The organism is Hungatella effluvii, assembly GCF_003201875.1.
Taxonomy (GTDB): Bacteria; Bacillota; Clostridia; order Lachnospirales; family Lachnospiraceae; genus Hungatella; species Hungatella effluvii.
The window spans coordinates 68343-94846 of the sequence record NZ_QJKD01000009.1; the positions used below are offsets into that span (position 1 = coordinate 68343).

Sequence of the window (26504 nt, forward strand, 5' to 3'; positions counted from 1 at the left end):
GTATAATTACAAAAAGTCAAAATGGTATTATTGTTAAGGTCGTAAAGATTTGAAAAGGGTGATGGCTGTGAAGACGAGAAAAATAAGAGAGAAAAAACAGAAAAAGCGTTTTAGTATGGTTGATGTGATTGTACAGAAAGGCAGATGGATCGAGAAAATTTTTGCCATTGCGGTGATTCTTTCGGTGATATCTGCCTGTTTTGTGCATGTGAATTACGATTTGAGCGAATACCTGCCTGACTGGGCGCCTGCCAAGGAAGGCTTAAACCGGATGGAAGAGGAGTTCGGCTATCCGGGAACCGCCCGGGTGATGGTGGGGCCGGTGACGCTGTATGAAGCCAAGGCCTATAAGGACCGGATCGCGGAGATTGACGGCGTGGACATGGTTATGTGGGCGGATACGACGACAGATGTGTACAATGCCAATATCTTTATTAACTACGACGATATCCAGGATTACTATAAAGACGGCTATGCGGTGATGGATATCATTTTTGAGGAAGGCGATTCCAGCAGTTTGACGAAATCTGCCATCAATGAGATGCAGACCCTCACAGGAGACAAGGGCTATTTCATGGGCTCCGCGGTACAGAATAAGTCCTTAAATGAGACGCTGATGCGGGAAATCAGCATTGCCATGGCTCTCGGTGTGGTGATGATCGCGGTTATTTTATGCCTCACGACCACTTCGTGGTTTGAGCCGGTCATGTTTTTGATGGTCATGGGAATTGCCATTATCATCAATATGGGAACGAATCTGATTCTGGGGACCATATCATTTCTGACCTTCAGCGTGGCCTCGATTCTGCAGCTGGCCGTCGCCATGGATTACTCGGTGTTCCTGCTCGACATGTTTACAAAGGAGCGGGCCAAAGGAAATGATCCCGTTACCGCAATTACCAACGCGATACATAAGTCACTGCCCTCTATTCTTGCAAGCGGCGCCACCACCATTATCGGGTTCGTCGTACTGATGCTGATGCGTTTCAGTATCGGTAAAGACCTGGGCTTCGTTCTGGCGAAGGGAATCGTGGTCAGTCTGATTACCGTGCTGTTTCTTATGCCGTCGCTCCTGCTTCGCTGGGGAGACCGGATTAAACGGACGGAGCATAAGTCCTTTATGCCTTCCTTCCATGGTCTGGGACAGGTGGTCTACAGAGTGCGGTATGTGGTTCTGGGAGTCGTGCTTCTATTTGTGGTTCCTGCATTTACAGCCCAGAATATGAACTCATTTACGTTTGGAAACAGCGCTCTCGGGTCCAGCCCCGGAACGAAGGTATATGAGGATGAACAGCAGATCAACGGGCGCTTCGGCAAGAGCAATCTGATTCTGGCCGTGGTTCCGAACACCAGCATGGTGAAAGAGAAGGATTTGACGGATGCGCTGGACGATCTGTATTACGTGAAATCGGTGACTTCCCTGGCGGGCACCATACCGGAGGGAATTCCGGAAAAAATCATTCCAAAGAGCGCAACGAGCCTGCTGCACACGGACAACTACAGCCGAATTATGATCTATGTAAAGACCTCGGATGAGAGCGATTTTGCTTTCCAGTGTACCAATGAGATCACGTCCATTGTACGGAGCTATTATCCGGAGGACTCCTATATAACGGGAGTGATCCCTTCCACACAGGATATCAAATCAATTATTACGGCGGACTACAATTTCGTCAACCTGTTGTCAATCCTCGGCGTGGGTTTGGTGGTTCTGATATCGTTTAAATCACTGATTATCCCGATTGTCGTCCTGATTCCTATCGAGGTGGCAGTCTTCTTCAACATGGCAGTTCCGTACTTTACGGGAGAAAGCATGCTGTATATGGGATATATTATCGTCAGCTGTCTGCAGCTGGGGGCTACGGTGGATTACTCGATTCTGATGACGAATAATTATATGGATGCGAGAAGAACGTATCCCGAAAAGGCACGGGCAATCAAGCATACGGTATCGCGAAGCGCCCTTTCCATACTGACATCGGGAACGATTCTGACGATTGCAGGGTACGGTCTGTATTTCGTCTCCTCTGTGGCTGCAATTGGCGGTCTGGGTCATCTGATCGGACGCGGGGCATTGATCAGCGTCCTGATGGTACTGTTTCTGCTGCCCGTGCTCCTTACCATGGCGGATCCGCTGCTGATGAAGGAAGAAGCTAAGAAAATTAAGATAGAGGAAACGCGCCAGGCGATGAAGCAGAAAAAACGGGATTTAAAGGAACAGATGAAGCAAAAAACGGTGCAGATGATGCCGGGGCAGCCAAAGAAGAAAATGGAAGCGGAGCAGATGGGGCCGGTGAAGCAAGATAAGAAAATGGAAGCGCAGCAGCCGTCAAAGAATATTGAGGATGAGGTGAAGGAAAATGAGAAATAGAAGAAAAATCAGATATAAAATTACCGCCGCCGCATTGATCAGCTCGATGCTCGGCATGTCCATGGCAGGCAGCGCCCTTGCGGGACCGCCCGCGGTTGCCACGGATGAGGCGCTGTATGTAAACCTGGATTATTACGGAAATCAGGTGGACAGCAGTGTGGTGAAGGGAGTTTCCTTAAACGGCCTTCGAACATTTACGGATTATGGAACTTATACAGATGTAACAAATATGTCTAATTACGCGGAACCGGTGATCAGCGGGGACGGAGTTACCTGGCAGCTGCCGGAGGACTCAAAGGAGCGGTTTTACTACGAGTGCCAGCTGAACAACGACGAGGTGGTTCTCCCGTGGAATTTTGACGTGTCCTATAAACTCAATGGTATTCCAAAGGAAGCAAAAGACCTGGTCCATGCCAATGGACTGGTGGAAATGGATGTCCACTGCATTCCGAATGAAAATGCAAAGGAGTACTACCGCAACAACATGCTTCTTCAGGTGGCGACCATGGTTAATATGGAAGATGTAAACGCTGTGGAGGCGCCAGGCTCTCAGACACAGGCATTAGGAACGTATAAGGTTGTGATTTTTGCCGCGGTCCCAGGGGAGGAGAAGACCTTTCACATCGGGATCAGCACGACGAATTTCGAGTCCATGGGCCTGATCATGATGATGATTCCCGGAACGCTGGACCAGATGAGCGAGATCACCGATATCAAAGAGGTAAAGGACACAATGGGGGATTCCACCGATAAGCTGCTGGATGGTATGAATGAAATCCTGGATACCCTGGACCGGATCAGCGGCGGTATGAATGTGGCACAGGCGGGCCTGGAGGATTTGCAGAAGGCGAGATCGGGTCTGGACGCGTCGAAGGACGAAATCATAGCCAACGCGGATAACAGCCTGGACAGTCTGGAAGCTGTCAATGAAAAAATCAGTCAGCTGGCTCCGGATATCAATACGAATAAGCAGTCTCTGGATGAAATCAACACGAGAATCAACGCCATCGTGAAGACTCTGAGAAGCTCAGGCAATGACTTCTTCGATCTGGCAGGAAAACTCAGCGATCTGGAGGACTCTCTGGGGGATTTGCGTGATGATTTGAATAATTCCAACAGGGACGAGATTCTGGATCATCTGCAGATTGTAGACGACCAGCTGGAACAGATCAATGAAGTGCTTCAGAATATCATACAGACGGCCGGAGGTATCCCGGCGGAACTGGATGAGGAAGATCTGGCGGAGCAGCAGGAGACGCTAAGCGATTTGCTGGAGGAGACGTACGGAATTCTGGATGACATGGAGTCCGTTGTCGGCTCCGATGCCGTGGACCGCCTGCGCAGCCAGCTGGATGCGATTAACGGTAACGGATTGGGAGATGCGGCCAGCCTTACGAAGCTGGCGGCAGCGGCCAGGGCACTTCTCCCTGTGGTTAACGGTCTTCAGGGCATGGTGAGCGATCTGGAGCGCACACTGTCTGGAATTCGCCTGGATGACGGCCTTGAGAGCGGCCAGGACGCGGCCGGGGAGATCAGCTCCATCATGGGCCGGATCGAGACCTTGATCGGCGACGTCAATGATTTAAACAGGACTGTCAATGAAGATAAAGCCGGTTTTGACCTGATGCTTGATGACATGGCCGCCTCCCTCGATCAGATGAGTTCCGGCACAAGCCAGGTGATCGCGCTCTTAAGAAGTGTGCAGAACACGGCCAGGACCAACCGGAGCGCGGTGGAAAATGGTACGAAGCAGACCCTTGACGGCCTGATTGATATTCTGGAAAAGGCCGCGGATACGAAGGGCACCAGCGACAAATTAAAGGATGCCAACGAGGACTTGAGAGCCAGCGTAAAGGATGAGCTGGATAAGATCGAGGATGACACGAATCTGCTGGAAATGGACCCGTCTCAGTCCATGATTTCCTTCACCTCGGATAAGAATCCGTCTCCGGCCAGCATTCAGATTATTCTGCGCACAGAGGAGATCAGCGAAGAAGATGTGAATACGAATGCGGTTGATATTGAACCGGTTCCGCAGAATGTTGGGCTGTGGCAGAGAATTGTAAATGTGTTTGTGAAGATATGGGATACGGTAACGGGATTTTTTAAGAAATAGCATCCTGAAGCAAAAAGAAAATGAAAAAGCCTTACTAACCTGAGGATCGTTTTTGGGTTAGAAGGCTTTTTTACGTTTTTCAGTGCGTCAGATATCTGCAGAGTATCTCGACGAACATATCGAATAAAACCGGTGACACTGCACTTTCTTCTGGTGTTGGAGGAATATACGGCAGTAATACCTGGCGGTCAATCAGCTCCTGATAGGGATGGGAACTGGTCACGGTAACGAGCATGATTTTCCCCGCGGAACCGGACAACGATTTCAGAAGAGAGTGCTTGGCACTCACGGAGAAGACGATAAGAAGATCATTTTCATTCATTGAATCGCTAAGCTCAGAGATATTATCATTGGGAACCGCGTGAAAGAAACGTCCTGTTTTAATCATGAGTGTTTCCAGAAGAGAAGCGGGCTGAAAACTCTTGGAAACGCCAGTGGTAAATACCCTGCTGAATTGATTGATATAGCAGACAAGGTCGCGAATATAAGAATCTGTAAGGATTTTTTCCGCTTCTCTCAGAAGCTGGTTCATAACTGAGAAATATTCCAGGTGATCACAGTCCGGCATCTGCTGTGTCCTCTGCTCGGCAAGCCATGCGATAAGATCTGCACGGAAATCCTGATACCGTGTGTAACCAAGTCCTTTTACGAATCTTGTGAGCGCGGGCTGGGAGACACCACAGGCGTCGGACAGCGCGCTGGTAGTCATCTGAACAATTTTGCCGGGATCTTTGGAGATCTTCTGATAAATGAGCTGGTCATTGGGGGTAAATTCTGTTTTTTTCTGTTCCATAATCTGAATGACATTCATGAAGTTTATCATTCCTTTCCGTTAGTTCAAATCATTTTTCATCCATTTAATTTAAGTGATACAATTATATTACCATATTATAAAATAAAAATCACTTCTGTAAACCAAAGTTTTACAACAACTATAAATAAATAATTTAGTAAATATACACAAAAATAAATAAAATATTTATGCAAAACAGGTATTTAAAAATAGGGACGATGATGTATAATATATTTATGAGATGCAACAAAAATAAATATAATATTCAGAAAACGAGGAGGAAGATGGAATGGCAGCAAACTATGAAACTTTGCCCGGAGATATTGTCCGGCTGGTTGGGGGAAAACAAAACATTAAGGGGCTTACGCACTGTATGACGAGACTGCGCTTTGATCTGGCGGACTACAGTAAGGCCAATACCGACGTGCTCTCAAAAACGGCTGGTGTTCTGAAAGTCATCAATTCAGGAAGCCAGTACCAGGTCGTTATCGGCAATAAAGTCGAGTCAGTCTATGAAGCCATTATGGAACAGACGGGGGGTCCAGGCGGTGGAATGGTTGAAGATGCTACATCAGAGGATAAAGCTGTGGGATCAGAGAAGAAATCAGGAATAATCAACCGGCTGATGGATACGATATCCGGTGTTCTGGCGCCGACCTTACACGTGTTGGCGGCAGCCGGTATAATCAAGGGACTGATTGCCCTTACGCTTACGCTGGGGTGGGTCAGTGACACAAGCGGTCTGTATATGCTTTTGTATTCGATCGGTGATGGTTTCTACTACTTCCTGCCAATTATACTTGGATTTACGGCGGCGCGTAAATTTAAAATGAATGAAATTCTGGGCGCTGCCATCGGTGCGACTCTGGTTTATCCCAGTATGGTCAATATTGCTTCCAATCTGGCGGTTTCCGGAACTGTTTTTGCTGGAACTGCATTTGAAATGAGCTATTATAACACATTTCTGGGAATTCCCATCGTCATGCCTGGAAGCGGATACACCTCCAGCGTTATTCCGATCATTATTGCAGTATATGTGGCGGCAAAGCTTGAGAAGGCGCTGAAAAAGAGTCTGCCGGCGGCTATCAGGGGAATCCTGACTCCGGTTATTGTTCTTCTGGTCACGGTAGTGTTTACATACCTGGTAATTGGACCTGTCTCCATGGGGATCTGTGGTGTGATTGCAATGTTTGTTACATTCCTTTACAATATTCCAGTGATCGGCGGAATTGTTGCAGGCGCGCTGATCGGCGGGGGTTTTGGTATTCTCGTTATGTTTGGACTGCACTGGGTTATTATCTCTCTGGGGCTTTCCACGATTGCTGTTCAGGGCTTTGATTATATGCTGGCATGCGGCAGCATCGGACCGATGATCGGTATGGCACAGGGAATTGCAATCTGTATAGCGGCAGCTCGTCATAAGAATCAGAAGGTCATGGATCTGGCACTTCCGGGAACTCTGTCCCAGATTTGCGGAGTGGGAGAGCCTTTGATGTATTCGGTATTAATTCCGCTGAAAAAAGAATTATACTTAAATATTTTATCAGGCTGCGTAGGCGGCGCCGTATTGGGGCTGCTGGGAACCAGGATCTATATGTTTGGCGGCAGCGGGCTGTTTTCCTTCCCCAACTTCGTAAGCGCAGCGAGCGGTACAACGGATTTGATCAAGTACTGTATCGGTGTAGCAGCAGGCTGTATCTTTGCATTTGCTGCGGAACTGGTGATCTATAATAACGACAAGGCGAAGAAGCTTCTGTAATGAAGCAGGACTATAAAGAATATGAAGAGAAAATAAAAATGAATGACAACTTAAAATTTGATGCAGAGAGAGGTGAGACCAGAACGTATGAAGCGGCTGGTAAAAAAATCACCTGCAGAGCTTATCTTGGAATTGTATACTGTGAACGGCCGGCCGACCCTGTCCAGAAGCTGAATATATTTGTTCCCGAGGCGTACGGCCAGGGGGGAACGGTCTGCGGATACACGAAGGATACCGCTCCAATCTTTATACCGAATACGGTAGGCGGTTATCTGCCGGGGCCGGCGGATGAGCCGGGGCTGAATATAAGAACCGGAATGCCCAATTCGATCTTTACGGCACTGGAGCATGGCTGTGTAGTTGTCTCCGGTGGTGTGCGTGGAAGAACCTCGGGAAAGAGAAATTCAGAGTTTTTTGAGGGGGGAAAGACCGATGATACCGGACAGTATGATGGGAAAATGGTGGGCAAAGCGCCGGCTTTGATTGTTGATATGAAGGCGGTTATCCGGTATATACGCCATAATCGAAGTCTGATTCCCGGAGATACCGAACGGATCATCACCAGCGGGACCAGTGCGGGAGGTGCGCTGTCTGCGCTGGCCGGCGCTGCCGGAAACAGTCAGGATTACGTTCCTTACCTGAAGGAAATCGGGGCGGCAGACGAACGTGACGATGTTTTCGCTGCAAACTGCTACTGCCCAATTCATAATCTGGAAAATGCCGACGCGGCTTATGAATGGCAGTTTGGAGGTATCCGTGATTACTACCGTACCCGGCATCAGAAGACTGAAAATGGGATAATCCGGATCCCGGAAGAAGGCACGATGACGGACAGACAGATGGAGCTGTCACAGGAATTACAAAACCGATTTCCGGCATACTTAAACAGCCTGAATCTGAAAGATGAAAATGGAAACAGCCTGAAGCTGGATAATAATGGTGAGGGAAGTTTTCTGGAATATATAAAGGGACAGATCCTAAAATCAGCCAGCAGGGAACTGGCATTTCATGGCGCTGCCAGTCATTTATCAAGGTTGGCAGCGCCTGGCAGCGCTGTGGATACATTTCCGGCTCTGACGATTCTGGGAGAAAGTGCGGTCGGGCTGGACTGGAAGGCATATATGAAAGCGATTACCCGGATGAAACCGGCCCCAGCTTTTGACGCTACAGATCTTAAGAGTCCTGAAAATGAGGAATTTGGCTCTATGGAAATGGAAGCCAGGCATTTTTCTGAATTTTCCATGGAGCACACGGAGACCGAGGCAGAGATGGCTCCCGCGCAGCTCATTCGTATGCTGAATCCCACGCAGTACATTGGAAATGCGGATACGGCAAAACACTGGCGAATCCGTCACGGATCATTTGACCGGGATACATCGTTCGCAATTCCGGTTATCTTAGCCCTTTTACTTGAAAATAATGGGTATGATGTGGATTTTTTCCTGCCCTGGGGAATTCCTCACAGCGGAGATTATGATTTGCAGGAATTATTCGCATGGATTGACACAATCTGCGGACAACAATAAAAAGGACGGAAAATACAGTGGAGAAGAAGATTTTTGGAGTGAATACAATGGCTGTTATTGCCGGTGCTCTGATCCTGGCAGCGACGGCGTGCGGCGCTTCCTCTGATGATGGGAAGAAGGAAGCGGCATCAACCGATTCGGCGGCCGAAACTGCAGCGGGGAACCGTGGGACGGACTCCTCTGAACTGGTATTTGAACTATCGGGGGATTCTGTGAAGCTGACGAGCGGAGATGAGAGATTGACAGTCGCACTGAAAGCGACAGAGGGTGCGTTCGCCGCCGCCAGTGGAGAGGATGTGACGGGCTGGTTTGTCACACAGGATGGAAATGCAGTCTTTACGAACAGTGGAGTGGCCACAGCGGAATCCGTAAGCGATAATGGGACATCAATGGAAATTACATTAGATACTTCCGCGATTCATGGATTTACCGCTGGCGGTACGGCTGCTGTGTATGTTCAGCCAGAGGAGCAGACGGCTAAGGTAAACGTGGGGAGTTATACGATTCCGGAACTGGATATCACCCTTGACGCCTCTGAAGGAGTGGTGGCGGCAAATACCTCCGGAATGGCTGCAGTGACCGGCGCAGCTGCGTATTTTACCCTTGCAATGCCTGAAGGAACCAGACTCGATGATGTGAATACCGAGGCTGCTAAGCTGGCAATGACAGACGGAGATGGCTACTGCGTGGATGAATTTACAGATCCGGTCATCAGCCTTGACGCAGCAGCGTGGTCGGAGGGACGGTATGAGTACCATTTTGACGAAGCAGAAGTAGAAAAATTGTTTTCGCGTGCGAAGGTAAGAGGCAGCGAATCGGAGGTGTTCAGCGAGGGCGGCCCCGACTGGACTGCATTTGGTGGAAATGGAAACGGGCAGTATTACTTTAATCTGACCGTAAGCGGACTGACTTATCGTGGTCTTCCGGTTCCTGATTCCACATTTCGCGTATGTTATTACGTTTACGGAAGAGACGCTTCCGATAAGGCACGCATCACCCTGGCTGACTATATCAATGTTTATGATTATGAAGATACGGGAGCCGAAAAGCGTACTCTGAATGAAAGGGGGCAAAACGCCGTTTTAGGGAATGAGGCCGGCCGGAAAGCCGGGGCAGAGAACGGGCCGGTATGGACGTGGATCGGAGCCGATTATGAAGGAAAACCGGTCTTATGTGATACGAAGCAGGACGATTTTTATATTACATGGCCGGAAGGCGTAGATGCGTCGGCGCTGACGGCTTCTGATGCTGCCGTGACGCTGTACAGCCAATACGGGGATGAACTAAGGCTGACGCCAGACTCGGATTATTATGTTTACAGTAAAGGGACGGAGACACAAATCGCGGTTCCCTATGTTCAGATGGCATTTACGCCAGTTTATACCAATATGGTTATTACCGTGAATCGGGATGCGGTTTCCGGCGCAGATGGCGCAGCAGAAGAAGCGTTTACGCAGAGCTATGACATTGCGTCGGTATATGTCTACCAGGTGCAGCATGGCGGACTGAATCCCAACGGAGCGGTGCTCGTTTACCAGTTTTACGGCTTTGAGGAAGATACGCTTACAGACTGGAGGCAGCTGATGCATGGCTTTGAGTATGCGCTTTATATTGAACATGAAGATGGAACCAGGGCGTATTATTCGGAGGAAAATGGAGGAAGCCTTGTTGATTCGGAAGATGCCGCCGCCTTATATGACGCAGCAGGCGCACAGGATTTAAATATCCGTCTCTGGAATCAGGCGGTTATCTATGATACGACATCTGCAATTGAACATGAAGACGGATCCATGACTTACAGAACGGAGACAAAGACGGTTAATGGGGAAAATGTTATTTTTAACAAAATCGTTTTAACTGGCTGGGACGGCAATGATCTTCGCGGTGTGCAGATGACTCCCACGGAGGCGAGAGCGAATGGATTAAAACCGGCAGCCGGGTATGCATTCCCGCAGACGGATGATTTTTACGAGAAATTTAAAGACTATAATTTCGGCCATGATTACTGGGTTGCACATTCCATGTGGCCATGGGTGGAAGGAATAGAGCGCGGCTGGCTGACAAATGCTGACGATATGCATGCAACGTGGAATGGACTGAACAAGGGGTATCACTTTGAATATGGCAGTGATGGCCGTTATCCTGACTGGATCGCGCCGGAAGCGGATGGCCGTGATAACTGGTGGCCATGGCTCAGAAATGGTTTTCCTGACAGGATGTGGGATGCGGTTGATGCAGCGAATGCGGATACCTACCGAAAATAAGTGACCAGATTGGCTAAGAGAATAAAAAAACAGGCCGGATACCAAGTAAAATCAAGGTATCTGGCCTGCTTTTCCGTAATTAACAGGAATGCACCTGATAGGAATCGAACCTACGCACGCAGCTCCGGAGGCCACTGCTCTATCCACTGAGCTACAGATGCATCTTTCATATTCTACTATATTTTCTTATGAATTGCAAGACTATTTTTATTGATTTTTATATCATAGTTTGTTAGAATAAAACGGAGATTGAATCTCCAGGAGGTTAAGGCCCGTATGAAGGACTTGTTAGAAAACTTAAAAAAACGTCTTGCAGATGAAGAAACCATCCGATATTTAAAGTTTATGGTGATTCCGCTTGTTGTGATTATCCTGATTATTGTGATCGTTATGGCGGACAGGCCGCAGGGGGAAGAGGGAGAATCGACGGAAGCTGTTTCACAGATCGAAATCGGAACGGCGGAAGCGACAGAAGAAGAGAAGACAGGGGACACAGAGGACACCGCATATCATCTGGAAGAGGCAGGGGAAGAGATCCGCAGCCTGATGGAGGCTTATTTTAAGGCGAGAAGGACCTGCGATATCAATGGTCTTGCAGAGGTATACGGAGACAGCGCTTCACCGGAGGAACTGAGAGAAGAAGGCCTTCGTATGGAGGAAGAAGTAAAATACTATCAGAGTTATAACGATATTGCCTGCTACAGCGTGAACGGCCCTGAGGAAAATACCCTGGTGGTCTATACCAGGTTTCAGATCAAGTTCCGTCAGTCGGATACCATGGCTCCGAGCCTGTTTGCCTGCTTTGTGAAGCGGGGAGCGGACGGAAGCTGGCATATGATGGCGGAAGTCACTCCGGAGGAAGGGGCGTACATGGCCAAAGTAAACGAGTCGGAGGCCGTGCAGAGTATGGCGGAAGAAGTCAATGTCGGCCTGCGTACCGCACTGGAAACGGATTCCAACCTTCTGGCTGTCTATCAGGCACTGATGAGCGGTGAAGAGGCAGAAAGCGGTGAAGGGGCAGAAGGCGTCGGGGAAAACGGTGAGAGCGGAGAAAACGGAGAATCCGGAGAATCCGTTCAGAGCGAAGGCACCGACGGCGGAGACGAAGTAGAAGCTTCCGGAAATGAAGTGACGGTAAACGGAGACTAAACGTCCGGAAACGAATGACAAAACATACATAACAACAGATGCTTCTCTGCGTGGCACCGTGCAGGGAAGCATTTTGAGATTAAGGAGAAGAGACATGAATGTAAAAGATTTTGATTTTGAACTGCCGCAGGAGCTGATTGCGCAGGACCCGCTGGAGGACCGTTCGTCTTCCCGGCTTCTGGTTCTCGATAAAAAGACGGGAGAAATTGAACACCGGACGTTCCGCGATATCCTCTCTTATTTGAGGAAGGGAGACTGCCTTGTCATCAACGACACGAAAGTCATCCCGGCCAGACTGTTCGGCGTGAAGGAAGGAACCGAGGCGAAGATCGAGATCCTGCTCTTAAAAAGACGGGAGAATGACATATGGGAGACGCTGGTGAAGCCTGGAAAAAAGGCGAAGATCGGCACGGTGATTACCTTCGGCGACGGGCTGCTGACGGGTACGGTGGTAGATATTGTAGAGGAAGGAAACCGGCTGATACAGTTTTCCTACGAGGGGATTTTCGAGGAGATTCTCGACAGGCTGGGCCAGATGCCGCTTCCGCCGTATATCACTCACCAGCTTAAGGACCAGACCCGCTATCAGACCGTTTACGCAAAGCATGAGGGATCGGCAGCGGCCCCCACGGCGGGACTCCACTTCACAAAGGACCTGCTGGCGGAGATCGAGGCTATGGGAGTCGCGATCGCCCATGTAACGCTTCATGTAGGGCTCGGCACATTCCGGCCGGTCAAAGTGGATGAGATCGAGGAGCACCACATGCATTCCGAATTCTATATTGTGGACGAGGCGGAAGCGAAGAAGGTGAACGATACGAAGAAGAACGGAGGGCGGATTGTCTGCGTAGGAACCACCAGCTGCCGTACTGTCGAGTCTGCTTCCACGGACGACGGCGTGCTGAAGGCGGGGAGCGGATGGACAGAGATCTTTATCTATCCGGGATACCGTTTTAAGACGCTGGACTGCCTGATAACCAATTTTCACCTTCCGGAATCCACACTCGTCATGCTGGTTTCGGCTCTGGCAGGCAGAGAGCACGTGTTAAACGCATATGAGGAAGCCATCAGAGAGCGCTATCGTTTCTTTAGTTTTGGAGATGCCATGTTTATCACCGATCTTCACGAGGGAGCGGTTCCCGATGTTGGAGAGCAGAACGGTGATGGAGATCAGGCCGGTGATGGAGATCAGGTCGGTAACGAGGCTGGGGAAAGGACGGAAAAATGAAATCAGCAGAAGATTTGAGACAATTTCTCCGCTCCGTTGACCGGAAGGGATATCCTGCCTACAAGGGAGCAAAGGGTGTTTACCAGTTTCCAGACTTTACCTTAAGCATCGACCATGTGCAGGGCGACCCGTTTGCGTCGCCGTCCAGGGTCAGCATCCGGGTGGAGGGAAAGAAAGCATGTTTTCCGGCAGAGTCCTATCACCTGAGTCATAAGAGGGTGGCGCTGCAGGACCTGCTGCTTCGTAAATTCGCCGCCAAGGTGGAACGGTACAATTTTAAGGCGAGAGGTTCGGGAAAGAGCGGGCTGATCGCAGTCAGCCGGTGCGGCCAGGAGATTCTGGAGAGAACCGCGTGTGTTGCAGATCCGGAGGATGGAGACATTTTGATCCGTATGGAAGTCGGATTTCCGGCGAACGGAAGGACGATTAATTCCGGGGAACTGATTAAGATTCTGTTTGAATTTCTGCCGGAGTGCGTGGCGGGAACGTGTTTTTATAAAACCTATCCGGCTGCAGAGAGGGAGAAGGTGAAAAAAGTCTCTGAACTGGCGGAGGACCAGGAGGAAGCGAGAAGGCTGCTTTCTGCCATGGGACTCACCGCGTTTGTGGCGAACGGATCCATTTTGCCGAGGGAATCCGGGGTATCGGACCGGCCGATGGCGAAGGCGGTTCCATTTACGTCCCCATCTTCGATGGAAGTGGTGATGAAGCTTCCTCATGCAGGGGCGATTAAGGGGATGGGCATCCCCAGGGGTGTAACTCTGATCGTGGGCGGAGGCTACCACGGCAAATCCACGCTTCTCTCAGCCCTCGAGTCGGGCGTGTACAATCATATCGCCGGAGATGGCAGGGAGTACGTCGTCACGGAAGCGTCGGCGGTGAAGCTGCGCGCAGAGGATGGACGGAGCGTCAAGAATGTGGATATCTCCCTGTTCATAAAGAATCTTCCGGATCGGAGGGATACGAAACGGTTCTGCACCGAGGATGCCAGCGGGAGTACGTCGCAGGCGGCCGGTGTGGTGGAAGCGATGGAGAGCGGAGCAAAGACATTTCTGGTGGATGAGGATACCAGCGCGACGAATTTCATGATACGGGACGAGCTGATGCAGATGGTGGTGCACCGGGATCAGGAACCGATCACACCATTTGTGGAGCGGGTCCGGGCGCTTTATGACGAGCAGGGAATCTCCACGATTCTGGTAGCCGGAAGCTCGGGCGCCTATTTCCATGTGGCGGACCGTGTCATACAGATGGACTGCTATGTGCCGAAGGAAGTGACCAAAGAGGCGAAGGAGGCCGCTGCCGGGTTCGGAGAAGGCGTCCAGTCGCTTAAATTAACGACGGTTTCCTTTGAACGGGTACCGAAGAGGTTTAAGTCCGGAGGCAGGGACGAACGGTTTAAGATGAAGGTTCTGGGCCGTGACAGCCTGCAGTTTGACCGGGATGTGGTGGAGCTTCGTTTTGTGGAACAGATTGCGGATACGGAGCAGATTGCGGCTCTGGGATATTTGTTAAAATATGCGGGAACGCATTTTATAGATGGCAGGCGGAATCTGATTCAGATCGTGGACCTGCTGGAAAAGAAGGTTGCGGCGGAGGGCCTTGCGGCACTGGCGGAAGACGGATATCTGCCGGTTAATTTATGCATGCCGAGGCGTCAGGAGATATTTGCCTGTATCAATCGCTGCCGCAGTCTGATGTTTTAGGGAACAGGCGGTTAGCTGGATTAGCAAAGGGGTCAGTCATGGAAGAAAAAAAACATCTGGTTGGGGGGATTTCCAGAAAGACGCTGGAACGCCTTCCTGTGTATCATCATTACCTGGAGCGCAGAGATTCCGAGGGGCTTGTCAATATCTCCGCGCCGGTGATTGCACTGGATCTGCAGCTGAATGAGGTTCAGGTCCGAAAGGATATCGCTATGGTGGCGCGTTCGGCGGGGAAGCCGAAGACGGGTTACGTAGTTAAGGATTTGATCGATGACATTGAGGAATTTCTGGGGTACCATAATACGAATCAGGCCGTCCTGGTGGGCGCAGGTTCCCTTGGAAAGGCGCTTTTATCGTACCGCGGGTTTGAGCAGTACGGCGTGGAGATCGTCATGGCTTTTGACGGAGACGCCAAAAAGGCGGAGCAGAAGGTTGGGGAAAAGATGATTCTTCCCATGGAGAAACTGGAAAATCTCTGCCGGAGAATGAATATCCATATTGGCATTATCACAGTTCCGGCGGATTCCGCGCAGGAGGTGTGTGACAGGCTGGTGGACGGAGGTGTGAGAGCCATCTGGAATTTCGCGCCGATTCATCTGAACGTTCCGGATCACGTACTGGTTCAGAATGAGAATATGGCCGTGTCTCTGGCGGCGCTGTCAAAATATCTCTATGAGACGGATAAGGATGCAGTGAGGGGGAATGGTGTTTGAATACCGTATTGCTGCAATATGCCGTGGAGGTTGAAAAGACCGGTTCCATCACTCAGGCGGCCGGAAACCTTTACATGGACCAGCCGAATTTGAGCAAGGCCATAAAGACGCTGGAGGAAAGCCTGGGAGCACCCATTTTCAAGCGGACGCCCAAGGGGGTCGTCCCTACGGCCAGAGGCAGGATCTTTCTGGAATATGCGAGAAATGTGCTGGCTCAGTTAGAGGAGATGGAGGCGCTTTATAAGCCTGCGAAGGCAGGCGGTGTGGAGTTCGCCCTGTCCATGCCCCGGGCCAGCTATATCAGCTATGCATTTTCCCTGTTCGTGAAGCGGATTGACCGGAAGGAAGGCATGAATCTGTGGCTTCGGGAGACGAATTCCGCCGACACTCTGCGTGATGTGGACCGTGGGGAGTATAAGCTGGGGATCATCCGCTATAAACCGTCCGCAGAGGCATATTACGCCAAGCAGGCCGCGGAATGCGGGCTGAAGACGGAGCTTCTGCTGGAATACGATGAACGCCTCCTGATGTCGCAGGCCCATCCCCTGGCCTTAGCCGGCCACATAGAGCCAGGCGATCTGCTGCCCTACATCGAGATCACCCATGGAGACGGCAGCACTTCCGGCCATCGGGAATTGAAGGCCGCGGACAGCCCGCCGGCCAACAGGATCTATATCTTCGAGAGGGGAACCCAGATGGGGCTTCTCCATGAGAACAGCGACACCTATATGTGGGTATCCCCCATGCCGCCGTCTGTCTTAAGGCAGCACGGACTGACCGAGAAGCCGTGTGCAGACGGAAATCACCGGTACCGCGATGTCCTCGTCTACAGAAATGGTTATAAGATGGGGAAATGGGAACGGCTGTTTCTGGAAGAACTGGAGCAGGTAAAGGCAGACCTGATGGGTGAATTTTAATCAGTATCTATATATCGATATTTATATACTGATATATGCGAATTTACATTTGTATTTTTTCCTCCCTGAGTCTACAATAAGATCAGCATAAAAATATGGCGAGGAGGATTTTACTATGGCAAGATTCACATTACCAAGAGATCTGTATCATGGAAAAGGAGCCCTTGAAGAGCTTAAGAATTTAAAGGGAAATAAGGCAATCGTGGTAGTAGGCGGCGGCTCTATGAAGCGTTTTGGCTTTCTCGATAGAGTAATCGACTATTTAAAAGAAGCAGGCCTGGAAGTGAAATTATTTGAAGGTGTGGAACCGGATCCCAGCGTGGATACCGTTATGAAGGGCGCTGAGATGATGCGTGAGTTCGGTCCGGACTGGATCGTGGCGATCGGCGGAGGTTCTCCGATTGATGCGGCCAAGGCGATGTGGGCATTCTATGAATATCCGGATACCACATTCGAAGATCTGTGCATTCCGTTTAACTTCCCGACACTCCGTACAAAGGCAAGATTCTGTGCGATTCCGTCAACCTCCGGTACTGCTACCGAGGTAACGGCATTCAGCGTAATTACGGATTACAACAAGGGTATTAAATATCCGCTGGCTGATTTCAACATCACTCCGGACGTTGCGATTGTTGATCCGGATCTGGCTGAGACGATGCCGGCCAAGCTGACCGCGTTTACCGGTATGGATGCCATGACACACGCTATCGAAGCGTATGTGTCCACGCTCCACTGTGATTATACCGATCCGCTGGCGCTTCATGCCATCAAGATGATACATAACGATTTAATCGATTCCTATAATGGAGACATGGCTGCCCGTGACCGCATGCATAATGCACAGTGCCTGGCAGGAATGGCATTCTCCAACGCGCTTCTGGGCATAGTTCATTCCATGGCCCATAAGACGGGTGCCGCATATTCGGGCGGCCACATCGTACATGGATGTGCCAATGCCATGTATCTTCCTAAAGTAATCAGGTTTAACGCAAAAGAACCGGAAGCGGCAAAGCGTTACGCTGAGATTGCACGTTTCATTGACCTCAAGGGTTCCACCGATGAGGAGCTTGTGGATGCGCTGATCACAGAACTCCGCGTGATGAATGAGAAGCTGAATATTCCAACCTGCATCAAAGAGTACGAAGGCGGAATCATCGACGAGAAAGAATTCAATGAAAAATTACCGTCAGTAGCAGAGCTGGCAGTCGGTGATGCATGCACCGGGTCCAATCCGAGACCGATTACACCGGCCGAAATGGAGAAGCTGTTAACCTGTTGTTACTATGATAAAGAAGTTGATTTTTAACCTTTTATTTAGCAATGCAATGTGTGCCGGGGGCGCAGGATCGTATGGTCCTGCGCCTCTGGTGCGTGAAAAAGGCTTCAGTTCACAGCCCTGTCGATCTCTGCTTCCCGATCTGCCCCGGCTGGCTTATGCGTGGTTTCCAGTTCCGGTTTCGGGGATAAGCACTTCTAAACGTGCAGAATTTTTCTAAAAACCAGGGAAAATTCCCAAACTCGCTGCGCTCAGACAGGTGGGAATTTCCCCTGAACAAAAAATCCTGCGCGTTAAGAATTGCTAATCCCCTGCAAAGTCACTGGAAACCACGCATAAGCCAGCCGGGGCAGATCGGGAAGCAGAGATCGACAGGGCTGTGAACTGAAACCGAAAAAGCTGTTTGACAGCGCTTTTTATCTGTGTTAAGGTATCAGGGAACCAAAAAAGAAGGGACAGGACTGGCGGATGAAAAAAGAGGATGCAGTGCTGGTGGTCAGTTTTGGAACCAGTTATAATGATAGCCGTAAGAAGACCATTGAGGAGATTGAGAAGACGATCGCCGGACATTTTCATGGTTACGAGTTCCACCGGGCGTTTACCAGCCGGGTGATTATTAATATTTTGAAAAAACGGGATTCCATTTCGATCGACGGAGTGTCGGAAGCGATGGAAAGACTTTTAAATCAGGGCATAAAAAGGGTTCTGATCCAGCCCACCCACGTCATGAACGGCGAAGAATTCAACGCCATGATGGAGGAGATGAGTCCCTATGAGGCTTCCTTTGAGGCAGTGGCCGTAGGCGCCCCGCTGCTCACTTCAGATGAAGACTATGAGCGGCTCGTCCGCATTCTGGCAGAGGATACGAAGGAATTTGATCAGGAAGGAACGGAGATCATTCTCATGGGCCACGGGACAGAACATGCGGCGAATGAGGTCTATGTGCGCCTTGCCGCGGAATTTAAGAAACAGGGATACATCCGGTACCATGTCGGGACTGTGGAGGCGACGCCCTCGCTGGAAGATATGAAGCGCGAGACGGATCAGTCAGGTGCGCGCCGGGTGGTGCTTCAGCCGCTGATGATCGTGGCGGGAGACCATGCCAACAACGATATGGCAGGCGACGAAGAGGACTCGTGGAAGAGCGTATTTCAGGCGGACGGATATGAGGTAGTGTGCCGGCTGAAGGGGCTGGGAGAGTTGGAAGGGATCCGCAGAATGTTTGTAGATCACGCGAAAATGGCGGTGCGGTCCTTGACTTTAAAATAGCGCTTTGCTAGAATGACACTATTCGTTATATAAGGAAAAGGACAGGTAATATGCAAAAAAGAAAGAGAATGGCGGCTGCCGCGGTTTGTCTTGCGGCTGCCGCTTCCATCTGGCTGCTGTCGGGATGCGCCAGAAAGATCGAACCAATTACAAAGTCCAGTTTTATGCTGAATACGTTTGTAACCGTGACTCTGTATGATACGGATGATCCGGACCTGTTAAACGGCAGCCTGGAACTGTGCCGTTCCTATGAGAATATATTCAGCAGAACCATCGAGGGAAGCGAGATTTACAAGCTGAACCACCGTTCTGCGGATGAGCAGACCGTGACCGTTTCAGACGATGTGGCAGCTCTGCTGGAAAAGGGTATTCATTACAGTGAAGTCTCGGAGGGGGATTTTGATATTACTGTCGAGCCGCTCAGCTCCCTGTGGGATTTTTCGTCGGATGAACATATAGTTCCTTCGGATACCGAGATCAGGGAAGCCAGGGACAAGGTGAACTGGAAGAATCTGGAGCTGGCTGGGAATACCCTTACGTTTGACTCGCCGGATACGGCCATTGATTTGGGGGCCATAGCCAAGGGCTATATTGCGGACCGCATGAAGGACTATCTTGTCGAAAAGGGAGTGAAGAGCGCCGTGATCAATCTGGGCGGCAATGTACTCTGTATCGGAAAAAGGCCCGATGGAACGCCGTTTAAGGTCGGCCTTCAGAAACCTTATGCGGACCGGAATGAGACGATTGCGACGCTGAACATCGACGGAATGTCTGTCGTTTCATCCGGTGTCTATGAACGCCATTTTGAAAAGGATGGGGTGAATTACCACCATATATTAAATCCCAGAGACGGGTATCCGTATCAGAACGGACTCATATCGGTAACCATCATCTCCGATCTGTCCGTGGATGGGGACGGCCTTTCCACGACCTGCTTTTCCATGGGACTGGAGAAGGGAAAGGACCTGCTCGATTCCATCGACGGCGCCTACGGTGTGTTTATCACCGATGACTATGAGATTGTATACTCGGAGGGAGCAAAGCAGTTCCTGGATAAAGAATCTTAAGGATTCCTTTATTCATGGGGATTTGCTTTACATTTTTCCGGCACTATACTACAATAGAAGAAATGTAATTTTGACAGGAGCAGTGTTATGATTAAAAAAATATGGGACAAGGTTATGAACCGGGAGGTCATTTCTTATCTGATCTTCGGGGTACTGACCACACTGGTGAACTGGGTGGTCTATGCGGCCATGGTAAAGGTTCATATCGATTACCGCATAGCGACAGCGGTGGCATGGGCCGTATCTGTCTTGTTTGCGTTTATTGTGAATAAGATTTTCGTATTTCAGAGCTATAATATGCGCCCGGCCTTTGTCATGAAGGAGATCACGTCGTTTGTGGCGTGCAGAGCCGTGTCGGGTGTAATGGAGATGGTCTTTATGATTGTCATGGTATCATGGATTCATATGGACGAGTATATCAGCAAGATTGCAGTTTCTGTGATTGTTGTAATTGTAAACTACGTATTCAGTAAACTTTTTATATTCAGGAAGAGCGAAGAAAAATCCCTGTGAAAGGTTGGCCGAAGTACGGCCAGGTAACTGCATATGGAACGCGATGACGAGATTGAAAAGATTTCTAAAGAACTAGAGGACATACTAAGAATGACATCAGAGAAAATACGGAGCAGTGGGGAAACTGAGACGGAGAAGAAAAATTTGATACCTTCGGAGAATGGGGCGGACGAAAAAGAACCGTCCGCTTCCCTGGAGGATTTTTCACTTATACTGGACCTGGGCGATGGCTATACGGTGTCGTCGGATTCTGCCGCGGACGCGTCTGCCGTTGAACATGGGGAGGCGGAAGTGAAGGCCGGTGCGGTAGACGGGACGGATTCGGTAGACAGGACAGATTTGGGAGACAGAACGGATTCGGGAGACAGAACGGATTCGGGAGATAGAACGGATTCGCCGGAACTGTGCGCGGATCCCGGTGACAGCCTGGATTCCTTTGACCTGCTGGGCGGTCAGACGGCGGCTGAAGAGGAATACGAGGATTCTCTGGAGCTTTTTCTGGAACCCGTGGAAGAGGAAGAATACGAATACGATGAAGACGCAGAATTTCCGGATCGGGAAGACGCCGGGTATGCAGTCCGTGATGAGGGCCTGTATCCGGATCAGGAAAATCCGGTCCGTGGTGACCGTACCCGGAAACGGAGACGGGATGGCAGAGAGAGCATCAGCCTGATACGGCCGTCGGATGGACTTGTGGCTGCATTTTTTGTGCCGATTATTATTATGATCATTATCTTTGCCCAGCGCGGAATCTTTCCGTTTGGGGAGGAGAGCTTCTTAAGAACGGATATGTACCACCAGTATGCGCCGTTCTTCTCCGAATTTCAGCACAAGCTGACCCATGGCGGCAGCTTTCTGTACAGCTGGGATGTGGGAATGGGCGTGAATTTCGCGGCCCTCTACGCCTACTATCTGGCCAGCCCCTTAAACTGGCTTCTGGTGCTCTGCCCCAAGGCGTATATCATCGAGTTCATGACCTATATGATCGTGTTCAAGATCGGTCTCAGCGGGTTAAGCTTCGCCTACTATCTGCGGAAGCACTGCAGAACCTCGGATTTCGGGATCGCATTTTTCGGCATTTTTTATGCGCTTTCCGGTTATATGGCGGCTTACAGCTGGAATATCATGTGGCTGGACTGCATCCTTTTGTTCCCTTTGATCATGCTGGGGCTGGAGCGCCTCGTACGGAAAAAGAAATGTTTTCTTTATTGTATTACTCTGGGGTTATCTATTCTATCAAACTATTACATATCCATTATGATATGTATTTTTATGGTGCTGTACTTCATCGCCCTGCTTGTGATGGATGGAAAGAAATCGTGGAAGGATTACATGGTAAATATCAGTTCCTTTGCGGTGTTTTCCCTTCTGGCGGGCGGTCTGGCCGCGGCAGTGCTCCTTCCGGAGATCTACGCGCTGCAGATGACCGCGTCCGGAGATTTTAACTTTCCAAAGACGGTGACCTCCTATTTTCCGATCTTTGATATGCTGGCGAGACACTTGCCGGATGTGGAGACGGAGATCGGACTGGATCACTGGCCGAATATCTACTGCGGCGTGGCGGTCCTTATGCTGTTTTTGCTGTATCTTGTGAACCGGAAGATCAAACGGCGGGAAAAAGTGGTGTACTGCGGTCTGCTGCTGTTCTTTTTTGCCAGCTTTTCGTTCAATGTACTTAACTTTATCTGGCACGGGTTCCATTATCCCAACAGCCTTCCGTGCCGCCAGTCCTTCATCTATATTTTCCTGATGCTTCTGATGTGTTATCAGGCGTACAGTCATTTGAAGGAGACGCCATGGAAGCATGTGGTGCTGGCGTTCTTTGCAGCGATCGTATTTGTGCTGATGGCTCAGAAGCTGATCACGGATGAAGCGTACCATTTTTCTGTGTTTTATGTGGCGATTCTATTCCTTTCCGCCTATGCGGGGCTGATCTGTCTGTATCAGAAGGGGGTCAACCGGAATCTCGTCATCCTGCTGGCGCTGGGAGTCGTTTCGGTGGAAGCGGCGGTCAATACGACGGTGACGAGCGTTACCACGACCAGCCGGACCAGCTACGTAAAGGATAATGACGCCAGCGTGCGGCTGACGGAAGGGATCAGCGATCCTTCCTTTTACCGGGTGGAAAAGGTCACCAGGAAGACGAAAAATGACGGCGCGTGGATGAATTTCCCGTCCGTATCCCTGTTCTCGTCCACAGCCAACGCGGACTTATCAAAGTTCTTCAAAAAGCTGGGATGCGAGAGTTCCACCAACGCTTACAGCATCACCGGCAGCACGCCGCTGGTGGATTCGCTGTTTTCCGTAAAATACGCGCTGTATTCAGAGACACCGGCCGACACCGGTCTCCTCACTCCGATGGAGGTGGAGGACCATACGTATCTCTACCGCAATGAATTTACGCTGCCGCTCGGAGTCATGGTCCCTTACGATCTTGAGGACAACTGGCAGTTAGACATCACCAACCCGGCGGATGTGCAGAACGATCTTGCCGTGGTGCTGGGAGCCAGCCCTGTTCTGGAGGAGGTGCCGAGCGAGATCCTCGGAACCAGCTTCACCTTTACACCGGAGGTGTCGGGCGATTATTACGTCTATGTGAGCAACAAGAAGGTGGAAAAGGTAAGCGCCCTGATGGGGGAAAATACGAAGAGCTTCGACAACATTAACCGAGGATACATGCTGGAGCTGGGATGGATTTCAGCGGGCGAGGAAGTGACGCTCCGCAACGATGACAACGAGCAGGATCTGGTTGGTATGGCTTATCGGTTCATTCCGGAAGGCCTGGAATCGGTATACAATGTGTTAAACAGAAATTCCATGGAGCTGACGAAGAAGACAGATACGGAAATCTCCGGAAGAATCGACGCCGAAAAGGCAGGTCTCCTCTATTTGAGCATTCCTTATGACAAGGGATGGTCCATATTGGTGGATGGAGAAGAGACGGAGCCGTATAAGCTGTTCGACACCTTCTTAAGTGTGCGGCTCACGGCCGGAACGCATATCGTGGAGCTGCGCTATATGCCGCAGGGCTTAAAGACGGGTGGAATGATCACGGCGGGCAGCATCGCTATGCTGCTTCTCATTGCAGGAATTACCGCAGGCCGCAGAAAGAAACCGGTCATGCGCAGAAGAATAAAATGCTAAGGAGAAATGAAATATGAAATTATGGGGCGGACGCTTCACAAAAGAGACGAACCAACTGGTACACAATTTCAATGCTTCCCTTTCCTTTGACCAGAAGTTTTACCATCAGGACATCGAAGGCAGCATTGCCCATGTAAAAATGCTGGCAAAGCAGGGGATTCTGACGACAGAAGACAGAGATGCGATCATAGAGGGGCTGGAAGGAATCCGCAGGGATTTAGAGAGCGGAGCGCTTACATTTACGGCGGAGCACGAGGATATTCATTCCTTCGTGGAAGCAGTTTTAACGGAGCGCATCGGTGAGGCTGGAAAACGCCTTCACACAGGCAGAAGCCGCAACGACCAGGTGGCCCTGGATATGAAGCTGTATACGAGAGACGAGATCGATGAGCTGGACGGTCTGGTCAAATCTCTTCTGGAAGAGCTGTTAAAGCTGATGGAGGAGAATCTGGACACATATATGCCGGGCTTTACTCATTTGCAGAAGGCTCAGCCCATCACGCTGGCTCACCATATGGGGGCCTACTTTGAGATGTTTGACCGCGACCGTTCCCGCCTTTCCGATATCAGAAAACGGATGAACTACTGTCCGCTGGGATCCGGCGCGCTTGCAGGCACCACCTATCCCCTGGACCGGGAGTATACGGCGGAGCTTCTGGGATTTGACGGACCGACGTTAAACAGCATGGATTCCGTGGCGGATCGTGATTACGTCATCGAGCTGCTCAGCGCGCTGTCGACGATTGCCATGCATTTGAGCCGCTTCTGCGAGGAGATTATCATCTGGAATACGAACGAGTATCAGTTCGTGGAGATCGATGATTCCTACAGCACCGGAAGCAGCATCATGCCTCAGAAAAAGAACCCTGATATCGCGGAGCTGATCCGTGGAAAGACAGGCCGGGTCTATGGCGCTCTCGTCTCCATTCTGACGACCATGAAGGGGATTCCGCTGGCCTATAACAAGGACATGCAGGAGGACAAGGAGCTGACCTTTGACGCCATCGATACGGTAAAAGGCTGCCTTGCGCTCTTCACCGGCATGATTTCCTCCATGACCTTCAAGAAGGATGCCATGGAAGCGAGTGCGAAGAACGGCTTTACCAATGCGACGGATGCCGCGGATTATCTGGTGAACCACGGTGTGGCGTTCCGTGACGCCCATGGAATCGTGGGACAGCTGGTATTATACTGTATTGAGAAGGGAATTGCACTGGACGATATGTCCCTGGAAGAGTTCCAGGCGATCAGCCCCGTGTTTGAGGAAGACATTTACGACGCCATCAGCATGCAGACGTGTGTGAAAAAGCGTATGACCATCGGCGCCCCGGGACAGGATGCGATGAAGAAAGTGATAGAAGCGTGCAGAGAGAGGCTGGAAAAGTAAAATCCATATTCTGGAAAATTCCTCAGAAAAACTATTGCATTCCTCTATAGGGGAAGGTTTATACTAAAGTATATTAGATGATTTATACGGAAAGGTAAACAAAATCTGATCAGAGGAGGCTGTCTGGTTTGCTATGGGGGAAAGGCAAAACGCTAAAAAATTATATTCTATCGGTGAAGTAAGCCGTATCTGCAATGTGTCGAAAAAGGCACTTCGCTTTTACGACCAGATCGGAGTGATCTCTCCGGATATGGTAAGCGAAGAGAACAATTACCGCTATTACAGCGAGGAGACACTGCTTCTGGTTCCGGTCGTTAAGTATTATAAACAGATGGGGTTCAGTCTGGAACAGATGCAGAGTCTGGTGGAAGGCAGTACGTATCAATGCCTGGAGCGAAGCTTTTTAAGCAAGAGTGAGGAACTGCAGACCGAACGGCAGGAGCTGTTATACCGCTATACCGCCGTGAAGGACTGGTATGAGCTCGTCCGTGAGGCTGAGCTTGTTTCTCAGCGCAAAGAACACGATGTGACGATAAAATATGTGAATTCTACGGTGTACTGCAGTAAAGAACAGGATTTTTCATACAATTACATGGAATCGATCATCAATATTCCGTGGGTGAATTATCTGGAAAGCATACATAACGAGATCACAGGGCCGGTTATCTTGAATTTCCCATCGTTTCGTGAGAAGCGGGATGGGACGTGTAAGCGGGCCAGGATTATGCAGATGCCGCTCCGCCCGCTGGTAAAGGATGCGGAACTGAAGACGCTGGGCGGAACCATGATGGCTTCGGTCTATCACGTGGGATCCCTGGATACAATCGGACGGGAGTACGGGAAGATTGAGGAATGGGCGTCGAGAAAAGGATATGTCTGCGGCGAGGAATCGTTTGAACGGTATGTGGTGGATTACTGGACGACGCGGGTGCCGTCGGAGTTTGTGACGGAGATACTGGTGCCGGTTACCCGGATGGAAGAGTGCAGATAATTTGTGTAAATTGAATAATATGATGCCCAAACCTTCCCCTCAAGGGGAAGGTTTGGAGGAGACAACCATAGCTTCGCAGGGAGATGGTTGTCTTTTTTTATGCAAAATTACGCTGTATCATGGTTTGACGGCATTGTTATTGTTTTAACATTACCCTAAGGGGAAGGTGCATTATGCAGATTTACCTGTATTATACTAAAAAATATTTAGAAAATGAAATAAAAGTAAGAATAATATAAAAATATTTTAGAAAAATAGCGTAAAAAATGAGGCTTGACATTCCACATAGGGGGAAGGACTATACTAAATGCATAT

The 26504-nt window shown here is 50.0% G+C and carries 18 protein-coding genes and 1 tRNA gene; 17 read left to right on the plus strand and 2 right to left on the minus strand.

Annotation, left to right across the window (positions count from 1 at the left end; all coding sequences use genetic code 11):
* Positions 1-61 precede the first annotated feature (61 nt).
* Positions 62-2371 carry an efflux RND transporter permease subunit gene (locus DFR60_RS17200; protein ID WP_110324010.1) on the plus strand — a complete coding sequence of 770 codons (2310 nt, stop codon included), beginning with the start codon at positions 62-64 and terminating at the stop codon, positions 2369-2371.
* Complete coding sequence (locus DFR60_RS17205) at positions 2361-4487, plus strand: YhgE/Pip domain-containing protein (RefSeq protein ID WP_110324011.1); 2127 nt, start codon at positions 2361-2363, stop codon at positions 4485-4487. Before DFR60_RS17200 ends, DFR60_RS17205 begins: the two co-directional genes overlap by 11 nt.
* 79 nt (positions 4488-4566) lie before the next feature.
* Here the strand turns inward: DFR60_RS17205 and DFR60_RS17210 are convergent, their stop codons facing one another.
* A complete protein-coding gene (locus DFR60_RS17210) occupies positions 4567-5298 on the minus strand; it encodes a MurR/RpiR family transcriptional regulator (protein ID WP_243005108.1) in 732 nt (243 codons plus the stop codon).
* A 271-nt stretch (positions 5299-5569) separates the two neighbouring features.
* Between DFR60_RS17210 and DFR60_RS17215 the strand changes: the two genes are divergently transcribed.
* The 3 genes from DFR60_RS17215 to DFR60_RS17225 are packed head-to-tail and all read left to right on the plus strand — an operon-like array spanning position 5570 to position 10829.
* Entirely contained in the window at positions 5570-7039 is a 1470-nt protein-coding gene (locus tag DFR60_RS17215; RefSeq protein ID WP_110324013.1) for a PTS transporter subunit EIIC, read from the plus strand.
* Positions 7039-8565: a subtype B tannase gene (locus DFR60_RS17220; protein WP_110324014.1), complete on the plus strand. Its 1527-nt coding sequence runs from the start codon at positions 7039-7041 to the stop codon at positions 8563-8565. The genes DFR60_RS17215 and DFR60_RS17220 overlap by 1 nt, the downstream gene beginning before the upstream one ends.
* Positions 8566-8582: 17 nt before the next feature.
* Entirely contained in the window at positions 8583-10829 is a 2247-nt protein-coding gene (locus DFR60_RS17225) for a hypothetical protein (protein WP_243005109.1), read from the plus strand.
* An 89-nt stretch (positions 10830-10918) separates the two neighbouring features.
* On the opposite strand, the gene DFR60_RS17230 is transcribed toward DFR60_RS17225, so the two are convergent.
* Positions 10919-10990: transfer RNA gene (locus tag DFR60_RS17230), tRNA-Arg, on the minus strand.
* A 115-nt stretch (positions 10991-11105) separates the two neighbouring features.
* Between DFR60_RS17230 and DFR60_RS17235 the strand changes: the two genes are divergently transcribed.
* The 12 genes from DFR60_RS17235 to DFR60_RS17290 all read left to right on the plus strand — a co-directional run bounded on the left by DFR60_RS17235 (position 11106) and on the right by DFR60_RS17290 (position 26189).
* Positions 11106-11978, plus strand: a complete 873-nt coding sequence (locus tag DFR60_RS17235) for a hypothetical protein (protein WP_110324015.1) — start codon at positions 11106-11108, stop codon at positions 11976-11978.
* 94 nt (positions 11979-12072) lie between these two features.
* A complete protein-coding gene (gene queA, locus DFR60_RS17240; protein ID WP_110324016.1) occupies positions 12073-13206 on the plus strand; it encodes a tRNA preQ1(34) S-adenosylmethionine ribosyltransferase-isomerase QueA in 1134 nt (377 codons plus the stop codon).
* Entirely contained in the window at positions 13203-14912 is a 1710-nt protein-coding gene (locus DFR60_RS17245) for an ABC-ATPase domain-containing protein (protein WP_110324017.1), read from the plus strand. The genes queA and DFR60_RS17245 overlap by 4 nt, the downstream gene beginning before the upstream one ends.
* Before the next feature lie 38 nt (positions 14913-14950).
* A complete protein-coding gene (locus DFR60_RS17250) occupies positions 14951-15625 on the plus strand; it encodes a redox-sensing transcriptional repressor Rex (protein ID WP_002602411.1) in 675 nt (224 codons plus the stop codon).
* Positions 15622-16542, plus strand: coding sequence for a LysR family transcriptional regulator (locus DFR60_RS17255; RefSeq protein WP_110324018.1), 921 nt, complete (start codon positions 15622-15624; stop codon positions 16540-16542). Before DFR60_RS17250 ends, DFR60_RS17255 begins: the two co-directional genes overlap by 4 nt.
* 115 nt (positions 16543-16657) lie before the next feature.
* On the plus strand, positions 16658-17848 hold the full coding sequence (locus DFR60_RS17260; protein ID WP_110324019.1) for an iron-containing alcohol dehydrogenase: 1191 nt from the start codon (positions 16658-16660) through the stop codon (positions 17846-17848).
* A 438-nt stretch (positions 17849-18286) separates the two neighbouring features.
* Positions 18287-19087: a sirohydrochlorin cobaltochelatase gene (locus DFR60_RS17265; RefSeq protein WP_110324020.1), complete on the plus strand. Its 801-nt coding sequence runs from the start codon at positions 18287-18289 to the stop codon at positions 19085-19087.
* A 68-nt stretch (positions 19088-19155) separates the two neighbouring features.
* Positions 19156-20154, plus strand: coding sequence for an FAD:protein FMN transferase (locus tag DFR60_RS17270; RefSeq protein WP_432764119.1), 999 nt, complete (start codon positions 19156-19158; stop codon positions 20152-20154).
* An 87-nt stretch (positions 20155-20241) separates the two neighbouring features.
* On the plus strand, positions 20242-20667 hold the full coding sequence (locus DFR60_RS17275; RefSeq protein ID WP_002602416.1) for a GtrA family protein: 426 nt from the start codon (positions 20242-20244) through the stop codon (positions 20665-20667).
* Between the two features lie 90 nt (positions 20668-20757).
* Positions 20758-23811, plus strand: a complete 3054-nt coding sequence (locus DFR60_RS17280) for a YfhO family protein (protein WP_243005110.1) — start codon at positions 20758-20760, stop codon at positions 23809-23811.
* Positions 23812-23824: 13 nt separating this feature from the next.
* Complete coding sequence (gene argH, locus DFR60_RS17285; RefSeq protein ID WP_110324023.1) at positions 23825-25198, plus strand: argininosuccinate lyase; 1374 nt, start codon at positions 23825-23827, stop codon at positions 25196-25198.
* A 133-nt stretch (positions 25199-25331) separates the two neighbouring features.
* Positions 25332-26189: a MerR family transcriptional regulator gene (locus DFR60_RS17290; protein WP_110324024.1), complete on the plus strand. Its 858-nt coding sequence runs from the start codon at positions 25332-25334 to the stop codon at positions 26187-26189.
* The last annotated feature ends 315 nt before the right edge of the window (positions 26190-26504 follow it).